This is a genomic window from Ensifer sp. R1-3 (assembly GCF_056739175.1).
The window spans coordinates 2,928,838-2,944,918 of record NZ_CP096515.1 but is presented as its reverse complement, the minus strand read 5'-3'; the positions used below and the strand labels follow the sequence as shown (position 1 = coordinate 2,944,918).

At 64.6% G+C, this 16,081-nt stretch carries 16 protein-coding genes and 1 riboswitch; of the genes, 12 read left to right on the top strand and 4 right to left on the bottom strand.

Going from position 1 to position 16,081, the window contains the following annotated elements; all coding sequences use genetic code 11:
* Positions 1–309: 309 nt before the first annotated feature.
* The 5 genes from ffh (at position 310) to trmD (ending at position 4,044) form a co-directional block, all read left to right on the top strand.
* On the top strand, positions 310–1,851 hold the full coding sequence (gene ffh / locus M1D43_RS14015; protein ID WP_003529739.1) for a signal recognition particle protein: 1,542 nt from the start codon (positions 310–312) through the stop codon (positions 1,849–1,851).
* A gap of 12 nt (positions 1,852–1,863) precedes the next feature.
* Positions 1,864–2,199 (top strand): chorismate mutase, encoded by a 336-nt coding sequence (locus tag M1D43_RS14010; RefSeq protein ID WP_003529740.1) that lies wholly within the window; start codon positions 1,864–1,866, stop codon positions 2,197–2,199.
* Positions 2,200–2,237: 38 nt separating this feature from the next.
* Complete coding sequence (gene rpsP / locus M1D43_RS14005) at positions 2,238–2,612, top strand: 30S ribosomal protein S16 (RefSeq protein ID WP_003529742.1); 375 nt, start codon at positions 2,238–2,240, stop codon at positions 2,610–2,612.
* A 135-nt stretch (positions 2,613–2,747) separates the two neighbouring features.
* Complete coding sequence (gene rimM / locus M1D43_RS14000; protein ID WP_010970516.1) at positions 2,748–3,311, top strand: ribosome maturation factor RimM; 564 nt, start codon at positions 2,748–2,750, stop codon at positions 3,309–3,311.
* Positions 3,312–3,321: 10 nt separating this feature from the next.
* On the top strand, positions 3,322–4,044 hold the full coding sequence (gene trmD / locus M1D43_RS13995) for a tRNA (guanosine(37)-N1)-methyltransferase TrmD (protein WP_107608549.1): 723 nt from the start codon (positions 3,322–3,324) through the stop codon (positions 4,042–4,044).
* Here trmD and M1D43_RS13990 read toward each other — a convergent pair.
* The gene (locus tag M1D43_RS13990) at positions 4,026–4,772 is read right to left on the bottom strand and encodes a sulfite exporter TauE/SafE family protein (protein ID WP_010970518.1); all 747 of its coding nucleotides are present in this window, start codon (positions 4,770–4,772) and stop codon (positions 4,026–4,028) included. The two genes, trmD and M1D43_RS13990, sit on opposite strands and share 19 nt — an antisense overlap.
* A 333-nt stretch (positions 4,773–5,105) precedes the next feature.
* On the opposite strand from M1D43_RS13990, the gene rplS reads away from it, so the two are divergent.
* The 3 genes from rplS to M1D43_RS13975 all read left to right on the top strand — a co-directional run bounded on the left by rplS (position 5,106) and on the right by M1D43_RS13975 (position 7,466).
* Positions 5,106–5,639 carry a 50S ribosomal protein L19 gene (rplS, locus tag M1D43_RS13985; protein WP_003529750.1) on the top strand — a complete coding sequence of 178 codons (534 nt, stop codon included), beginning with the start codon at positions 5,106–5,108 and terminating at the stop codon, positions 5,637–5,639.
* 126 nt (positions 5,640–5,765) lie between these two features.
* Entirely contained in the window at positions 5,766–6,575 is an 810-nt protein-coding gene (locus tag M1D43_RS13980; RefSeq protein WP_010970519.1) for a basic amino acid ABC transporter substrate-binding protein, read from the top strand.
* A gap of 69 nt (positions 6,576–6,644) precedes the next feature.
* Complete coding sequence (locus M1D43_RS13975) at positions 6,645–7,466, top strand: amino acid ABC transporter permease (RefSeq protein WP_003529754.1); 822 nt, start codon at positions 6,645–6,647, stop codon at positions 7,464–7,466.
* Between the two features lie 65 nt (positions 7,467–7,531).
* Here M1D43_RS13975 and M1D43_RS13970 read toward each other — a convergent pair whose 3' ends face one another.
* The 3 genes from M1D43_RS13970 to M1D43_RS13960 all read right to left on the bottom strand — a co-directional run bounded on the left by M1D43_RS13970 (position 7,532) and on the right by M1D43_RS13960 (position 10,570).
* A complete protein-coding gene (locus tag M1D43_RS13970) occupies positions 7,532–9,358 on the bottom strand; it encodes an ABC-F family ATP-binding cassette domain-containing protein (protein ID WP_107608582.1) in 1,827 nt (608 codons plus the stop codon).
* 4 nt (positions 9,359–9,362) lie between these two features.
* Complete coding sequence (locus M1D43_RS13965; RefSeq protein ID WP_003529758.1) at positions 9,363–10,013, bottom strand: thiamine diphosphokinase; 651 nt, start codon at positions 10,011–10,013, stop codon at positions 9,363–9,365.
* A 77-nt stretch (positions 10,014–10,090) separates the two neighbouring features.
* Positions 10,091–10,570, bottom strand: coding sequence for a GNAT family N-acetyltransferase (locus M1D43_RS13960; protein WP_153315089.1), 480 nt, complete (start codon positions 10,568–10,570; stop codon positions 10,091–10,093).
* 133 nt (positions 10,571–10,703) lie between these two features.
* A riboswitch (TPP riboswitch) is annotated at positions 10,704–10,817 on the top strand.
* A gap of 48 nt (positions 10,818–10,865) precedes the next feature.
* On the opposite strand from M1D43_RS13960, the gene thiB reads away from it, so the two are divergent.
* From thiB to M1D43_RS13940, 4 genes are all read left to right on the top strand, one after another.
* Positions 10,866–11,894 carry a thiamine ABC transporter substrate binding subunit gene (thiB, locus tag M1D43_RS13955; RefSeq protein WP_153315091.1) on the top strand — a complete coding sequence of 343 codons (1,029 nt, stop codon included), beginning with the start codon at positions 10,866–10,868 and terminating at the stop codon, positions 11,892–11,894.
* A gap of 31 nt (positions 11,895–11,925) precedes the next feature.
* On the top strand, positions 11,926–13,533 hold the full coding sequence (gene thiP, locus M1D43_RS13950) for a thiamine/thiamine pyrophosphate ABC transporter permease ThiP (protein WP_153315093.1): 1,608 nt from the start codon (positions 11,926–11,928) through the stop codon (positions 13,531–13,533).
* Positions 13,530–14,246 carry a thiamine ABC transporter ATP-binding protein gene (thiQ, locus tag M1D43_RS13945; RefSeq protein WP_003529766.1) on the top strand — a complete coding sequence of 239 codons (717 nt, stop codon included), beginning with the start codon at positions 13,530–13,532 and terminating at the stop codon, positions 14,244–14,246. Before thiP ends, thiQ begins: the two co-directional genes overlap by 4 nt.
* Before the next feature lie 321 nt (positions 14,247–14,567).
* Positions 14,568–16,079 carry a M48 family metalloprotease gene (locus M1D43_RS13940; protein WP_003529768.1) on the top strand — a complete coding sequence of 504 codons (1,512 nt, stop codon included), beginning with the start codon at positions 14,568–14,570 and terminating at the stop codon, positions 16,077–16,079.
* The last annotated feature ends 2 nt before the right edge of the window (positions 16,080–16,081 follow it).

The following is a 16,081-nucleotide window of genomic DNA, read 5'->3' as shown; positions in this document are numbered from 1 at the left end:
CCGGGTACGATCAAAGGTCACATGTTTGTTGGCGCGCCCTCAACAGCACCGTAGCGTGCCAGTGGAGCGCTCGATCCTTGACTTTTCTTCCGGTTTCCTGTTTATCGCGACGAATTCCTTCGCAAGTGATGACTTCCGAAGCCACCGACCGGGCCCCGCAAAGGTATAAAGAGAGCCCGGAGGTCAACACCCGACAGCGCGCTGCGCCCTCGGGTGGTTTTTGGCTTTGCGCCTTGTTTTCCGCGCGAAGGGACCCACGTTTCCGGACGAGCCGATCTATCGCAATCCGGAGACAAGAAGGAAGAGAATATGTTCGAGAGCCTCCAGGACCGTCTTGGTTCCATATTGAATGGACTGACCGGCCGCGGCGCCCTGTCGGAAGCCGATGTTTCCGCAGCGCTTCGGGAGGTTCGCCGTGCGCTGCTCGAAGCGGACGTGGCGCTCGATGTGGTGCGGTCCTTCACGGAGAAGGTTCGCGAAAAGGCGGTCGGCGCCGAAATCGTAAAGTCGATCAAGCCCGGCCAGATGGTCGTCAAGATCGTTCATGACGAGCTCATAGCGATGCTCGGCTCCGAGGGCGTTACGATCGATCTCAATGCGGCGGCTCCGGTCGTCATCATGATGGTCGGCCTGCAGGGCTCGGGCAAGACGACGACGACCGGCAAGATCGCCAAGCGGCTGACCGCGCGGGACAAGAAGAAGGTCCTGATGGCCTCGCTCGATACCCGCCGCCCGGCCGCGCAGGAACAGTTGCGCCAGCTCGGCGTGCAGACCGGCGTCGATACGCTTCCGGTCATCGCCGGCCAGTCGCCGACCGACATTGCCGCACGTGCCGTGCAGGCGGCCAAGCTCGGCGGCCACGACATCGTCATCCTCGACACCGCCGGCCGCACCCATATCGACGAGCCGCTGATGATCGAGATGGCGGAGATCAAGCGGAAATCCAACCCGCATGAGATCCTGCTCGTCGCCGATGCGCTGACCGGACAGGACGCCGTCAACCTCGCCCGCAATTTCGACGAACGCGTCGGCATCACCGGCCTGGTGCTGACCCGCATGGACGGCGATGGCCGCGGCGGTGCGGCGCTCTCCATGCGCGCCGTCACGGGCAAGCCGATCAAGCTCATCGGCGTCGGCGAGAAGATGGACGAACTCGAGGAGTTCCATCCCCGCCGCGTCGCCGACCGCATCCTCGGCATGGGCGACATCGTCTCGCTCGTCGAGAAGGCGGCGGAGAACATCGACGCCGAAAAGGCGGCCGCCATGGCCGCCAAGATGGCCAAGGGCAAGTTCGACCTCAACGACCTCGCCGATCAGCTGCAGCAAATGCAGAAGATGGGCGGCATGGGCGGCATCATGGGTCTGATGCCCGGCATGGCCGGAATGAAGGACAAGATGTCCGCCGCCGGCCTGGATGACTCGCTCTTCAAGCGCCAGCTCGCGATCATCTCCTCGATGACCAGGGCGGAGCGCGCCAATCCGGATATTCTCAAGCATTCGCGCAAGAAGCGCATCGCCAGCGGCTCCGGCACCGATGCCTCCGACATCAACAAGCTTCTGAAAATGCACCGCCAGATGGCGGACATGATGAAGATGATGGGCGGCAAGGGCAAAGGCGGCATGATGAAGCAGATGATGGGCGGCCTCGCCGGCAAGATGGGTCTCGGGGGTTTAAGCGGCGGAATGCCCGATCTCTCGAAGATGGATCCGAAGCAGCTCGAGGCCCTGCAGAAGCAGGCCGAGGCCGCGGGTCTCGGCAAGCCCGGCGGCGGCCTGCCTGGTCTTGGCGGTGGTTTGCCCGGTCTGGGCGGCGGTTTCCCCGGCCTCCCCGGCCTACCGAAGAAGAAGTGAGGATCGCGACGAATGCTTGATCCCGAGATCAAAGAGGAATTGGCGAGCTACCGGCAGTCGATCGACAATATCGATGCCGCGCTCGTCCACATGCTGGCCGAACGCTTCCGCTGCACCAAGGCGGTTGGCGTGCTCAAGGCCAAGCACCAGCTGCCGCCGGCCGATCCGGCGCGCGAAGAATACCAGATCGAACGCCTCCGCCACCTGGCGAAAGACGCCAATCTGGATCCGGATTTCGCCGAGAAGTTCCTGAACTTCATCATCAAGGAAGTCATCCGGCATCATGAAGCCATCGCCGCCGATTGCTCGCAGAACGCGGGCAGCGCCGGCACCACCCATTCCGCTTGAGTCAAGCGGTCAAGAAAGCCTGCAAGGAGTAAATTGAAATGGCACTGAAAATTCGTCTCGCCCGCGGCGGTTCCAAGAAGCGTCCCTATTACCAGATCGTCGTTGCCGACGCGCGCAGCCCGCGTGACGGCCGCTTCCTCGAAAAGCTCGGCTCCTGGAACCCGATGCTTGCCAAGGACGACGAAAAGCGCATCGAACTGAACGCCGAGCGCGTTCAGCACTGGATCGCCCAGGGCGCCCAGCCGACCGACCGCGTAATGCGCTTCCTCGACCAGGCCGGCCTTGCCAAGCGCCCGGCCCGCAACAACCCGACCAAGGCGCAGCCCGGCAAGAAGGCACAGGAACGTGCCGCTGAAGCCAAGCAGAAGGCCGAAGAAGCAGCCGCTGCAGCTTCGGAAGCAGCCGCGGAATAATTTCCGACGACCGGCATTGAAAACGGGCGGCATTTCCATGCCGCCCGTTTTGCTTTATGTGCACCGGAAAATCGCATGTTCTCATCCCGATGTGGTTCAGGAAACATGCAGCACGTTCACCCTGGATGCCCGACGATGACACAGCTGAAGAACCCTGTCCTGATGGCGACGATCGGCGCGGCGCAAGGGCTGCGCGGCGAGGTGCGGGTAAAGTCCTTCACCGACGATCCGGCCGCACTCGGCGACTATGGCAACCTCCACAGCGAGGACGGCCGCGTCTTCGAGGTGCTTGAGATCCGCGAGGCCAAGAACGTGGTCGTCGTGCGGTTTCGGGGCATCAACGACCGGACCGCTGCCGAAGCGCTCAACGGTCTCGAACTCTTCATCGAGCGCGACAATCTCCCCGACGACGATCTAGACGAGGACGAATTCTTCTACGCAGACCTCGAGGGTCTGGAAGCGGTCGACCGCACCGGCAAGAGCTATGGTTCGGTGACCGGTGTCTTCGATTTCGGCGCTGGCGATCTCCTCGAACTGAAGGGCCCGGGCCTCAGGCCGGTGCTTATTCCCTTCACCGAATGGTCGGTACTCGAAATCGACCTCGAAGCGGGCAAGCTCGTCATCGACCCGACCGCCGCCGGGCTCGTCGACGACGAGAAGAGCGGGCCCGGCAAGCCCTTTCCGACCAAGCGCAAGTGAGCCCAAGGCAATGCCCTTTCGCGCGACTGTCCTGACGCTCTACCCGGAGATGTTTCCGGGGCACCTCGGCGTTTCGCTCGCCGGAAAGGCGCTGGAGCGCGGAGACTGGTCGATGGAGGCCGTGCAGATTCGCGACTTTGCCGGCGACAAGCACCGCACCGTCGACGATACGCCCGCGGGCGGCGGTGCCGGAATGGTACTGAAGCCCGACGTTCTTGCCCGCGCCATCGATCATGTCGCTGCAGATGACGGGCGGCCGCGGCTTCTGATGAGCCCGCGCGGACGGCCGCTGACGCAGGAACGGGTGCGGGCGCTGGCCGCCGGTCCCGGCGCAGTCATCGTCTGCGGCCGTTTCGAGGGCGTCGACCAGCGGGTCATCGATACGCGTGGACTCGAGGAAGTCTCGATCGGCGACTACATTCTTTCCGGCGGGGAGCCGGCAGCACTCGTTCTGCTCGACGCCGTGGTGCGTATCCTGCCGGGTGTCATGGGCAATCAGCTTTCAGGTGTCCACGAGAGCTTCGAGGGAGGGCTCCTCGAACATCCCCACTACACGCGTCCGCAGATCTTCGAAGGTCACGAAATCCCGGCCGTCCTCACCTCCGGCAACCACGCGGCCGTTGCGCAGTGGCGGGAAGCGACGGCGCGCCGGCTGACGGCGGAACGCCGGCCCGACCTCCTGGAACGGGCCCGGCATCCGAAGCGTGATCCGGCTCAACCCGTAAAGAAATAATAGGCCGCCAGCAGCAGACCCACCGCCACCACCACGGCGCGGATGACCGCCTGCGGGACGCGTCGTGCCGCCCACACACCCATATAGCCGCCAAGAGCTGCGCCCGGCACCATGATCGCCGCGTGCAGCCAGGAGACGACGCCACCCGCGGCGAAAACCACGATGGCGATTGCGGCGATGACGATGGAGATGAAGTTCTTGAGTGCGTTCAGCCGGTGGTAGCCGCCGCCGGTGGCAAGCCCGAGCACGGCCAGCATCATGATGCCCATGCCGGCGCCGAAAAAGCCGCCGTAGACGGAGGTCGCCAGCTGGCTCGCCACGCCCAGCGGGCCGATGCGATGCTCGTCGCTGCGCGCCTTCGGCTTCAGGAGGGGGCCGGCGGCGAAGATCGCCGTTGCCGCGATCAGCAGCCAGGGCACCATCGCACGGAAGGCCGGATTGGAGAGCGACAGCAGCAGAAGCGCGCCGGCGAGCCCGCCGATCGCCGAAATGATACCGAGGACGATGGCGTTCTTCCGGTCGGCGCGGATCTCCTTGGCATAGGCAAGCGTCGACGTGATATAGCCTGGGAACTGGATGATGGACGAGGTCGCGTTGGCGACGATCGGCGGCAGCCCGCCAAGCGTCATCGCTCCGAAAGTCAGGAAGGTGCCGCCGCCGGCAATGGCATTGACGACGCCGGACAGGAAGCCGGCGACGAAGAGCAAAAAGACCTGGAGCAACGTCATGGCTTTCCCCCGAAACACGTGAATCGGGATAGCCGGTGGCGCGGTCGACCGCAAGTCCGCGATACATTGCGGCCCCTCCCCATCTTTCCCCACAGGCGGGAGGGGGTGGGGAGGGGCATTCTTGAGGCGGGCGTGCGACAAAATCCGCTTTCGGGGATGACAAGGCCGGTCATATGGTGTATGTGCCGGCCCGGTTCGGGTTCCTTGCCCGTCGACCGTCAACAAAGAATGGCGAATACGCTCCTGCCGCAAATGCGGCAAGGCCTGAAGGGAAGTCCGACAGGCCGATCGAGAGCGCTCTGGCTGTTTCAGAAAAACGCAAAGGTTAGACCGATGAACATCATCCAGCAGCTGGAAGCCGAACAGGCCGCCAAGATCGCCGCAAAGCGCACCCTTCCCGAATTCTCCCCGGGCGACACCGTCCGCGTCAATGTACGCGTTGTCGAAGGCAACCGCACCCGCGTACAGGCTTACGAAGGCGTCTGCATCGCCCGTTCCGGCGGCGGCATCAACGAGAGCTTCACCGTTCGCAAGATTTCCTACGGTGAAGGCGTCGAGCGCGTATTCCCCGTCTACTCCCCGCTCGTCGAGAGCGTAGATGTGGTTCGCCGCGGTAAGGTCCGCCGCGCCAAGCTCTACTATCTGCGCGACCGCCGCGGCAAGTCGGCTCGTATCGTCGAAAACACCGGCACCCGCGCCCGCAAGCTGAACGACGCCGAGCGCCAGGCCGTTGTCGAGGAGAAGGCACGCATCGAGGCTGAAAAGGTCGCAGCCGCCCAGGCTCTGGCCGCCGAGAAGGCAGCAGCCGAAGCCGCCGAGGCAAAGGCAGCGGAAGAAGCAAAGGCTGCGGAAGCTGCAGCAGAATAAGTTTTCGACTCTTCAGAGTTGTGCGGAAAGGCGGTCCTCGGGCCGCCTTTCTTTTTGGTATCAGCCGCTTGTGCTCCCCATAGATTTTATGACATTTTCTGTCGCCACAATCTGGGAGTTCCTCCAATGACAATTCGTCGCCACGTGCTTGCGGGCATTGCCGCAGTTCTTGCCGTTCCATTCGCAGTCTCTGCGCCCGTTTTCGCCAGCGACCTGCCCGACCTCGGCGGCAAGACGGTCGTCGTGGTGACGGAGAATGCCTATCCGCCGCTGCAGTTCGTCGATCCGAAATCCGGCCAGGCCATCGGTTGGGAATATGACGCGATGAACGAGATCGCCAAGCGCTTGAATTTCAAGGTCGAGTACCAGAACACGAGCTGGGATGCGATGATCCAGGCGGTTTCCGACGGTCAATACCAGATCGGCATGACCGGAATCACCATCAAGGACGACCGCAAGGAGAAGGTCGATTTCTCGGATCCCTATATGCGCTCGCAGCAGTTCATGCTGGTGCGCGGCGACGAGACCCGCTTCGACGATGCCAAGAGCTTCGCAGCGCTCGAAAGCGGTCTGGTCGGCGCCCAGCCCGGGACTTCGCCTTTCTACACGGCCGTCTACGAGGTTCTCGACGGCAACGAGCAGAACCCGCGCATCAAGCTGTTCGAAACCTTCGGTGCGACGGTGCAGGCGCTGAAGGCCGGCGACGTCGATCTGGTCTTGACCGACAGTGTCGCGGCCAAGGGTTATGTGGATTCCTCCGACGGCCAGCTCAAGGTGGTCGGCGAGCCGCTCGGCACCGAGGATTTCGGCTTCATCTTCCCGAAGGGATCGGAACTCGTCGCGCCGGTCAATGCCGCCATCAAGGCGCTCAAGGAGGACGGCACCTTCGACGCGCTCAACAAGAAGTGGTTCCTCGACTACAAGATGGGCGGCTGACCGCCGGAACGGGATAAAACGCATGTGCGGTTTTCCGCCCACGTCCCGCTTCCACCTACTGGAATTGAAATGACGCCGGTCCAATCATCCGACACTTCCGGGAAGGACGATTATCCCTGGTGGCTGATCGCCCTTCTCGTGATCGCTGCGGCACTGGCCGCGGTCATCGCCGCCAATGATATCTTCACGCAGGTATTCACCGTCGTCCTGAAGGGGTTGGGCGTCACCGTTTTCGTCACTCTCGTCGGTTTCGTGCTCGCAACGGTGCTCGGCCTCGGCGTGGCCCTGATGGCGCTTTCCGAGCATGTGGTCCTGCGCCAGATCGCGCGCTTCTATACGGAAGTCATCCGCGGCGTACCGATCCTCGTGCTGCTGTTCTATATCGCCTTCGTCGGCGCGCCTGCGCTGGTGACGGTCGCGAATTTCGTGGCGGCGCCGCTGATTTCGGCGGGCTGGATCGAGCCGTTCGTCGTTCGCGACGTGTCGCTGATGTGGCGGGCAATCATGGCGCTGATGATCGGCTATTCGGCCTTCATTGCCGAAGTCTTCCGCGCCGGCATCCAGTCGGTCGACAAGGGCCAGGTGGAGGCGGCAAAGGCGCTCGGGCTCTCCCGCTACCAGCGCTTTCGCCTCGTCGTCTTTCCGCAGGCGATCCGCGTCATCCTGCCGCCGCTCGGCAACGACTTCGTGGCGATGGTCAAGGATTCCTCCCTCGTCTCGGTGCTCGGCGTCGCCGACATCACCCAGATGGGCAAGGTCTATGCCTCAGGCTCCTTCCGCTTCTTCGAGACCTATTCCATCGTCGCCTATGTCTATCTCGTGCTGACGATTGGGTTGTCGCTGGCCCTTCGGGCGGTCGAGCGGCGGTTGAGGCGGTCGCAAGTGCGATAGGCAAGGGGGAGTCGGGCAGGCAGGGGAGTACTGCACCTCCAACGCTGCCGTCACGGTCCGCCCGCTCAGCCCTCGAGTTCCTCGCGCAGCATTTCCAGTTCGAGCCATTCCTCTTCCATGCGCGTGAGGTCCGTCCTGAGCTTCTCGAGCTCGGCGGCGAGCTTGGCAAAGCCGTTCGGGTCGCGCGAGAAAAGGTCGGGATCTGCCATCTTCTCTTCCCGCTTCGCGATCTCCGCCTCCGACCTGGCAATCTCCTTCGGCAGGTTTTCGAGCGCGAATTTCTGCTTGAAGGAGAGCTTGCCCTTCGCCTTCTGAGGTTCGCTCGGCGACGAGGAGGCGCCGCTCGATCTGGCCTTCTCGGCTTTCTCGCTCCGGCGCCTTTCCTCGAGTGCGCCGCGGCGCTGCGCCATCATGTCGGAATAGCCCCCGGCATATTCGATCCAGCGGCCATCGGGCGCCTCCGGGTTGGCCGGCGCGATGGTCGAGGTCACGGTACGGTCGAGGAAATCGCGGTCGTGGCTGACCAGGATCACCGTTCCGGAAAATCCGGCCACGATCTCCTGCAGCAGGTCCAGCGTCTCGATATCGAGGTCGTTGGTCGGTTCGTCGAGGATCAGGAGGTTGGTCGGGCGTGCCAGGATGCGGGCGAGCATGAGACGCGCGCGCTCGCCGCCGGACAGGTCGCGGATGGGCGTTCGCGCCTGCTCCGGCTGGAAGAGGAATTCCTTCATGTAGCCGGTGACATGGCGCTGCTCGCCATTGACGAGGAGGGTCTCGCCGCGCCCGTCGGTCAGATAATGCGCCAGCGTCTCGTCCAGGTTCAGTTCCTCGCGTTTCTGGTCGAGCGTGGCGATCTCGAGATTGGTGCCTAGCTTGACGCTGCCCGTGTCCGGCGCGAGCTGACCGGTCAGGAGCTTCAGCAACGTCGTCTTGCCGGCGCCGTTCGGTCCGACGAGGCCGATGCGGTCGCCGCGGTGGACGCGGATCGAGAACGGCGCGACGATCGCGCGATCGCCATAGGCCTTGGTGATCTTCTCCGCCTCGATGACGAGCTTGCCCGATTCCCTGGCGTCGGCCACGGTGGCCTGGACCGTACCCTGCGGCCCCTTGTGCCCGCGATGGCGGGCCCGCATGTCCTGCAGCTCGCCGAGCCGGCGCATGTTGCGCTTGCGCCTTGCGGTCACGCCGTAGCGCAGCCAGTGCTCTTCGCGCTCGATCGCCTTGCCGAGCTTGTGCTGTTCGAGCTCTTCCGCCTCCAGCACCTCGTCGCGCCAGGCCTCGAAATGCGCGAAGCCGCGATCGAGGCGGCGCGATTGGCCGCGGTCCAGCCAGACGGTCGCCGTCGACACCTTTTCGAGGAAGCGCCGGTCGTGCGAAATCAGCACCAGCGCCGAACGGCTGCGGACGAGCTCGTCTTCCAGCCACTCGATCGTCGGCAGATCGAGATGGTTCGTCGGTTCGTCGAGAAGCAGAATGTCGGGTTCCGGCGCAAGCACACGGGCAAGGGCGGCACGACGCGCCTCGCCGCCGGAAAGGCGCGTCGGCTCTTCCTCCCCGGTCAGCCCCAGATGCTGCAGCAGGTAGGCGACCCGGTAGGGATCGTCGCCTGGGCCGAGGCCGGCTTCCGCATAGGCCTGGACCGTATCGAAGCCGTCGAAATCGGGTGCCTGGTGGAGATAGCGTATCGTCACCGATGGATGCCTGAAGATCTCGCCCGACTGGGGTTCTGCAAGCCCGGCGGCGATCTTCATCAGCGTCGATTTGCCCGAACCATTGCGGCCGACGAGGCAGATGCGATCGCCCGGCTCGACCTGCAGGCCCGCACCCGCGAGCAGCGGCGTGCCGCCGAAGGTCAGTAGAATGTCGTCAAGCTTAAGGATGGGAGGTGCCAAGGCATCAGGCTCCGGAAAGATCATAGGGCCGGGCGAGAATGACGGCCCGGCCGGATTTCAGGGTGAAGCGGACCGTGCCATCCGCGATGTTCGAAATGGTGCGCGACGAGCCGAAGGGCAGATGAAAATCCTTCAGCGGGTAGCGCACGTTCTCGATCGAGAGACCGTCAAGGTCAGCAAAGCCGAGGATCGAGAAGAGGCTGCCTTTCGGCAACTCGATCTCCTGCGAGCCGGGCAGCAGCGGATAGGCCTCCTCCTCGCCGGAGGTCATCATCACCGCAACGCCGCTCTCGGCAAGTGCGACGGTGCCGAGGAGGTGCAGGAAAGCGTGATCGCTGCGCGCGCCGCCGAGTCCGCCCGCGAAGACGAGCGAGGTCGCGCCACGCTCGAGGGCCGCCTCGACGGCGATCTCCCCGTCGGTCGCGTTCTTGGCAGCCGGATGGCGTTCACGCGGGACGCCGGCGAACTCCGCCAGAAGCGCCTCGTCCGTGGAATCGAAGTCGCCGACCCAGAGATCGGGAACGACCCCGAGCGTCCTTGCATGGCGCATGCCGCCGTCGGCGGCGACGAAGCGGCTGCCTTCGAGCTGTCGAGCGAGCCGGTCTGTCGGCGTCAGCGCGCCGCCGAGCAGGATGGTGAAGGGTGATCGGATCATGGCAGAAGCCCATAGCGCAAAGCAGCGGCGAAGGAAAAGGGCTCCGGCTGCTGTTTTGCGAACGCATGCTGCGCGGATCAGGTTCCGGACGCCGGATCCCCGGGGAAAAGCATGCCGATGCCGGGCGTCGATCCGGCGATCTCCACCGCACCGACCGCGCGGGCATAGAAATCGGCGGGGCCGACGCCGCCGATGATCGCATAGGCATAGCCGGCGGCGCGCATGGACAGCAGGCTTTCGACGAGCAGGGCCTCGCCGATGCCCTTGCCGCGCATGGCCGCGTCCACTCCGGTCGGACCGAAGAAGCCGAGCGCGGTTACGTCATGGCATGCGAAGCCCACGATCCGGTCCCGATGGTGAGCGATGTGGATGCGCGCCGGCGTCGAGGAGAAGGCGGTTTCGGCCTCGCCGGCCCACCCGGCCCCGAAGCGCTCCTCGATCCAGGGAATGACGACCCGCCGCTCGGCCGCAAGCGCCCGCCGGATGCGGACGTCGGGGTCGAGACGCGATGGACGGCCCTCGGGCAAGGCATAGAGGCGGACGAGCATGTCTGGCATGGAATTGTCTCCGCTTTCGGCGAACAAACGGCGCCGGCAATTGTTTGACTTTTAATAGCGCGCCCGGCGCGGATGGCAAACGTCCCTGCTGAAACTCAGCTTGCCTAAGCCGTCGCCGGAAGCTAAATCTTCTGCTGCTCTAACGGGGTGCCCTGGCCGGCTTTGCGACCATGGCTGAGAGGCTTCGAGCCAACCCGCGGAACCTGATCCGGCTCATACCGGCGGAGGGATTAGAAGCGATCGGACCGATACGCGCTTTTCCCATTGCAGCAACAACAAAGGGAGAGGTGCCAGAATGTCCAGTTCACTCCATCGAAAAATCCTTGGCCGGCTTGCGATCGCCGCCGCTTCGATCGCGGCATTTTCCGTGAGCGCGGCGGCCGCGGAAAAAACGCTGACGGTCTATACCTATGAGAGCTTCATCACCGAATGGGGGCCGGGCGCCAAGGTGGCGGAAGCGTTCGAGAAGACGTGTGACTGCAAGGTCGACTATGTAGGGGTCGCCGACGGGGTCGAACTCCTGACGCGGCTGAAGCTCGAAGGTCAGGGATCCAAGGCCGACATCGTACTCGGCCTCGACACCAATCTGGTGGCGGAGGCGAAGGCGACCGGCTTCTTCGCACCGCACGGCGCCGATACCGCTTCCGTCAAGGTTCCGGGCGGCTTCTCCGACGACACCTTCATACCCTATGACTACGGCCATATTGCCGTTGTCTACGACACAGAGGCACTGAAGGACCCACCGAAGAGCCTCAAGGAACTGGTCGAGGGCGATCCGTCGCAGAAGATCGTCATCGAGGACCCGCGGACCTCAACCCCCGGCCTCGGCCTCCTGCTCTGGGTGAAGTCGGTCTATGGCGACAAGGCCGGCGAGGCCTGGGCGAAGCTCAAGGACCGCGTGCTGACGGTCACGCCGGGCTGGTCGGAAGCCTACGGTCTCTTCACAAAGGGCGAGGCGCCGATGGTTCTCTCCTACACCACCTCGCCTGCCTATCACATGGTCGCGGAGAACACCGAGCGCTACCAGGCGGCCCCCTTCGCCGAAGGCCACTATATCCAGATCGAAGTCGCCGCATTGACGAAGAACGCGAAGGACCCGGAACTCGCCCGGAGCTTCCTGACCTTCATGATCGGTCCGGAATTCCAGTCGATCATCCCGACGACCAACTGGATGATGCCGGTGACGGCGACCAAGGAGCCGCTGCCGGAAGCCTTCGGCAAGCTCGTCGAACCGCAAAAGACGTTCCTCATTCCCTCCGGGGAGGTCGCCGCCAGCCGCAAGGCCTGGATCGACGAATGGCTGGCCGCCATGAGCCGGAACTGAGGCCGGATTGTCCGGCACAAAGGAAAGCAGGATGACCATCGCCGCCGGGGCCTTCGCCCTCGGCGGCATCCTGCTTTTCGTCGGCCTCGCCGGCGCGGCACTGCTTGCCCAATCGGCCGGCAGCGCCGGCGCTGGTCCGCTTTTCGATGCCTATATCTGGCGCATCACACGCTTCACGCTGCTGCAGGCCAGCCTCTCGACACTTCTTGCCATCCTATTCGCCATACCGGTTGCCCGGGCACTTGCCCGCCAGGCTTCGTTCCCCGGCCGCATCTGGGTGCTGCGGCTTCTGGCGCTGCCACTCGGCCTGCCGGCGCTCGTCGCCGCACTCGGGCTCATCGAAATCTGGGGCCGGCAGGGGCTCTTGAACAGGGTGCTTTCGGCAGCCGGGCTGGAGCAGCCGGTCAGCATCTATGGCCTCTCCGGCATTCTCATTGCCCATGTCTTCTTCAACATGCCGCTCGCCGCACGCTTGATGCTTGCCGGCATCGAGCGCATTCCGGCCGAATACTGGCGCACCAGCGCCAATCTCGGCATGGGATCCTTCGCCACCTTTCGCTTCATCGAGTGGCCGGTGATCCGCGGATTGCTTCCCGGCATCGCCGGGCTCATCTTCATGCTCTGCGCCACCAGCTTCACGCTCGTGCTGACGCTTGGCGGCGGGCCGGCCGCCAGCACGATCGAAGTGGCGATCTATCAGGCGCTGCGCTTCGACTTCGACCCGCCGCGGGCGATCGCCCTTTCGGCACTTCAGGTCGCCCTTACCGGAGCGCTGCTTCTCGTCCTGAAATTGATCGCGCCGGCACCGCTGGAGGGAGAGACCAGCGGCAGGGCCATCCGGCGTTTCGACGGCGCAAGCGGTCTGTCGCGGCTTGCCGACCGGATCTGGCTGATACTCGCCGTCATCCTCGTCGGCCTGCCATTTGCGGCCATCGCCTATAGCGGATCGAAGGCCGACCTCGTCCGTCTCGTGAGCGAGCCGGCATTCCATCGGGCGCTCGCCATGAGCGCGACGATCGCCCTTGTCTCCGCCACGATCTCCGTCGCCATCGCGGCGCTGATGATCCGTACCGAACGGCTCGCGCTGGCGCAGCGGCGCCCCGGAGCGGCGCCTCGCCTCTTTGCAGGCACGATCGGCGCGAGCACCTCCTTCATACTGCTCGTGCCTCCCGTCGTGCTCGGCGCCGGATGGTTCCTGCTCCTGAGGCCTTTCGGCGACGTCGCCCGTTTCGCGCCGGCCGTCGTCGTCGCCATCAATGCGCTGATGGCGCTTCCCTTCGTTCACCGGGTGCTCGCGCCGGCCATGGCGACGCATGCCGCGCGCACCGCGCGCCTTGCCGCGAGCCTTGGCATCGGCGGCTTTCACCGCCTGCTGTGGATCGACTGGCCGGGCCTGCGCAAGCCTCTCTTTGTCGCCTTTTCCTTTGCCATGGCCCTCTCGCTCGGCGATCTGGGAGCAGTCGCTCTTTTCGGCTCCGAGAACATGGTAACCCTCCCCTATCTGCTCTATAGCCGGATGGGCAGCTATCGCACCGCGGATGCGGCCGGACTGGCGCTGGTTCTCGGCCTTCTCTGCCTTGTCCTGACGGTGCTCGGCACGGCGGGAGAGGAGAGGCCGCCCGAAGGTAAAAGCACATGAGTTCCACCGCTCTCGCCGTCAAGAGCGTCGAGATAAGCTTCGAAACGACGACGCTCGCCTTCGACTGCGCGGTTCCCGCGAAGCGGATCGTCGCCGTGGCCGGCGCCTCCGGCTCGGGCAAGTCGACGCTCTTCAACATCATCGCCGGCTTCGAGCAACCGGGGCGCGGGGAAGTCCGCATCCTCGGCGAGGAAATGACCGGTCGGGCGCCGGCGGAACGGCCGGTCTCGATCATATTCCAGGAACATAACCTCTTCGCACATCTCGACGTCGCCACCAATGTCGGCTTCGGCATCAGCCCGGCGCTGCGGCTGGATGCGGCCGACCGCACGAAAGTGGAGGATGCACTGGCCCGGGTCGGGCTCGCCGGTTTTGGCAAGCGCCTGCCGCCGACGCTTTCAGGCGGCGAACGCCAGAGGGTCGCGCTCGCGCGCGCCTTCGTGCGGCACCGCCCGATCCTCCTGCTCGACGAGCCTTTCGCCGCGCTCGACCCCGGCATGCGCGCCGAGATGCGGGCACTCATCAGCGATCTGCACGAGGAGGAAGGCAACACGATACTGATGATCACACATCATCCCGATGACGTGAGGGCGCTCGCCGACAGCGTTCTTTTTCTCGACCGGGGCCGGATTGTCGCCCATGATGAAGTCGATCGGTTCCTCGGGCGCCGCGACATCGCTGCGATCAACCGGTTCCTCGGCAACGAAGGATGACGTATTGTTCGCGGCGGCCGATCCGACGCCGGGCGAACTAAATTCGCCGGACGCCACAATTTGACCGCCGCGCCGTGCGAGGCGCGGGAGACACCAGCGGGTATCTCGCAAAATTCGCGCATCCGTTGCTGCGATACCACGGGGCAACTATTTCTACTGGGGTCGGCTAGGCAGGCGGCGCTGAAATCGGATACAGCAGAATCCTGGCTGAAACACCCGCGCCGGTGCACCGCATCCGGCTGAAAAAGTAGGACTTTTCGCCGATTGCGATGAATGGCTTCGAGCCGCGGGTCGCACCGGCGGATGGGGACGGGCTGAGGCATGATAAGGCAGGCAGTCATGAATGGCTGGTTTCCGCGGCGGCATGGAGCCGTTCGCGCACGAGCGCTGGTCGCATTGGCTGCCACGACGCTGATCGCTGGCTGCCAATCCGTGATCGAGCAGACCTACGAGCCCACCGTTTCGCCATCCTCCAATCCGCAGATCGTCGAGGAAGTGCAGAAGAACGACCCGCGGGCCCAACTCGGCGCGCGCGAGCATCCGCGCATCGTGGCGAGCTACGGCGGAGAATACCGCGACGCCAAGACCGAGCGGCTGGTCGCCCGGATCACCGGCGCCCTGACGGCGGTTTCGGAAAACCCGCAGCAATCCTACCGCATCACGATCCTCAACTCGCCGGCAATCAACGCTTTCGCGCTTCCGGGCGGCTATCTCTACGTGACGCGCGGCCTGCTGGCGCTTGCCAACGACGCCTCGGAAGTGGCCGCCGTACTCTCGCACGAGATGGCGCATGTGACGGCCAATCACGGCATCCAGCGCCAGCAGCGCGAGGAGGCTGAGGTGATCGCCAGCCGTGTCGTGTCCGAGGTGCTTTCCTCCGACCTTGCCGGGAAGCAGGCGCTTGCCCGCGGCAAGCTGCGCCTTGCCGCCTTCTCGCGCAATCAGGAACTGCAGGCCGACGTGATCGGCGTCCGCATGCTGGGCGAGGCCGGATACGACCCCTATGCGGCAGCGCGCTTCCTCGATTCCATGGCCGCCTATAGCCGCTTCAGCGCGGTGGACCCGGAGGCGGACCAGAGTCTGGACTTCCTGTCGAGCCACCCCAACGCGCCGCAGCGCGTCGATCTCGCGCGCCGGCATGCCCGCGCCTTCGGCCCCGAGGGGACGAGCGGCGACCGCGGGCGCGACTATTATCTCGCCGGCATCGACGGTATCCTCTATGGCGACAGCCCGCAGGAGGGCTATGTCCGCGGACAGACCTTCCTGCATGGCCAGCTCGGCATACGCTTCGACGTGCCCACCGGCTTCCAGATCGACAACAAGGCCGAGGCGGTGCTCGCCACCGGGGCGGGCGAGGTCGCCATTCGTTTCGACGGCATCGCCGACACGAGCCGGCGCAGCCTGACCGACTACATCGCCAGCGGCTGGGTAACGGGCCTCAAGCCCGATACGATCCGCCCGATCACCGTCAACGGCCTCGAGGCCGCAACGGCGCGCGCATCGGCAGACCGCTGGGATTTCGATGTCACGGTGATCAGGTTCGGCGAGCGCATCTACCGCTTCCTGACGGCCGTTCCGAAGGGCTCGAGCGCACTCGAGCCGACGGCAAACCAGTTGCGAACCTCCTTCCGCCGCATGACGTCCGGCGAGGTCCAGTCGTTGAAGCCGCTGCGCGTCCGGGTGGTCACGGTCAGGTCCGGCGATACGATCGCTACCCTTGCGGCCCGCATGATGGGTACAGACCGCAAGCTCGATCTTTTCCGGCTGATCAATGCGATGCAGATCACATCGACCGTCAGACCCGGCGACAAGGTGAAGATCATTTCGGAGTGAGG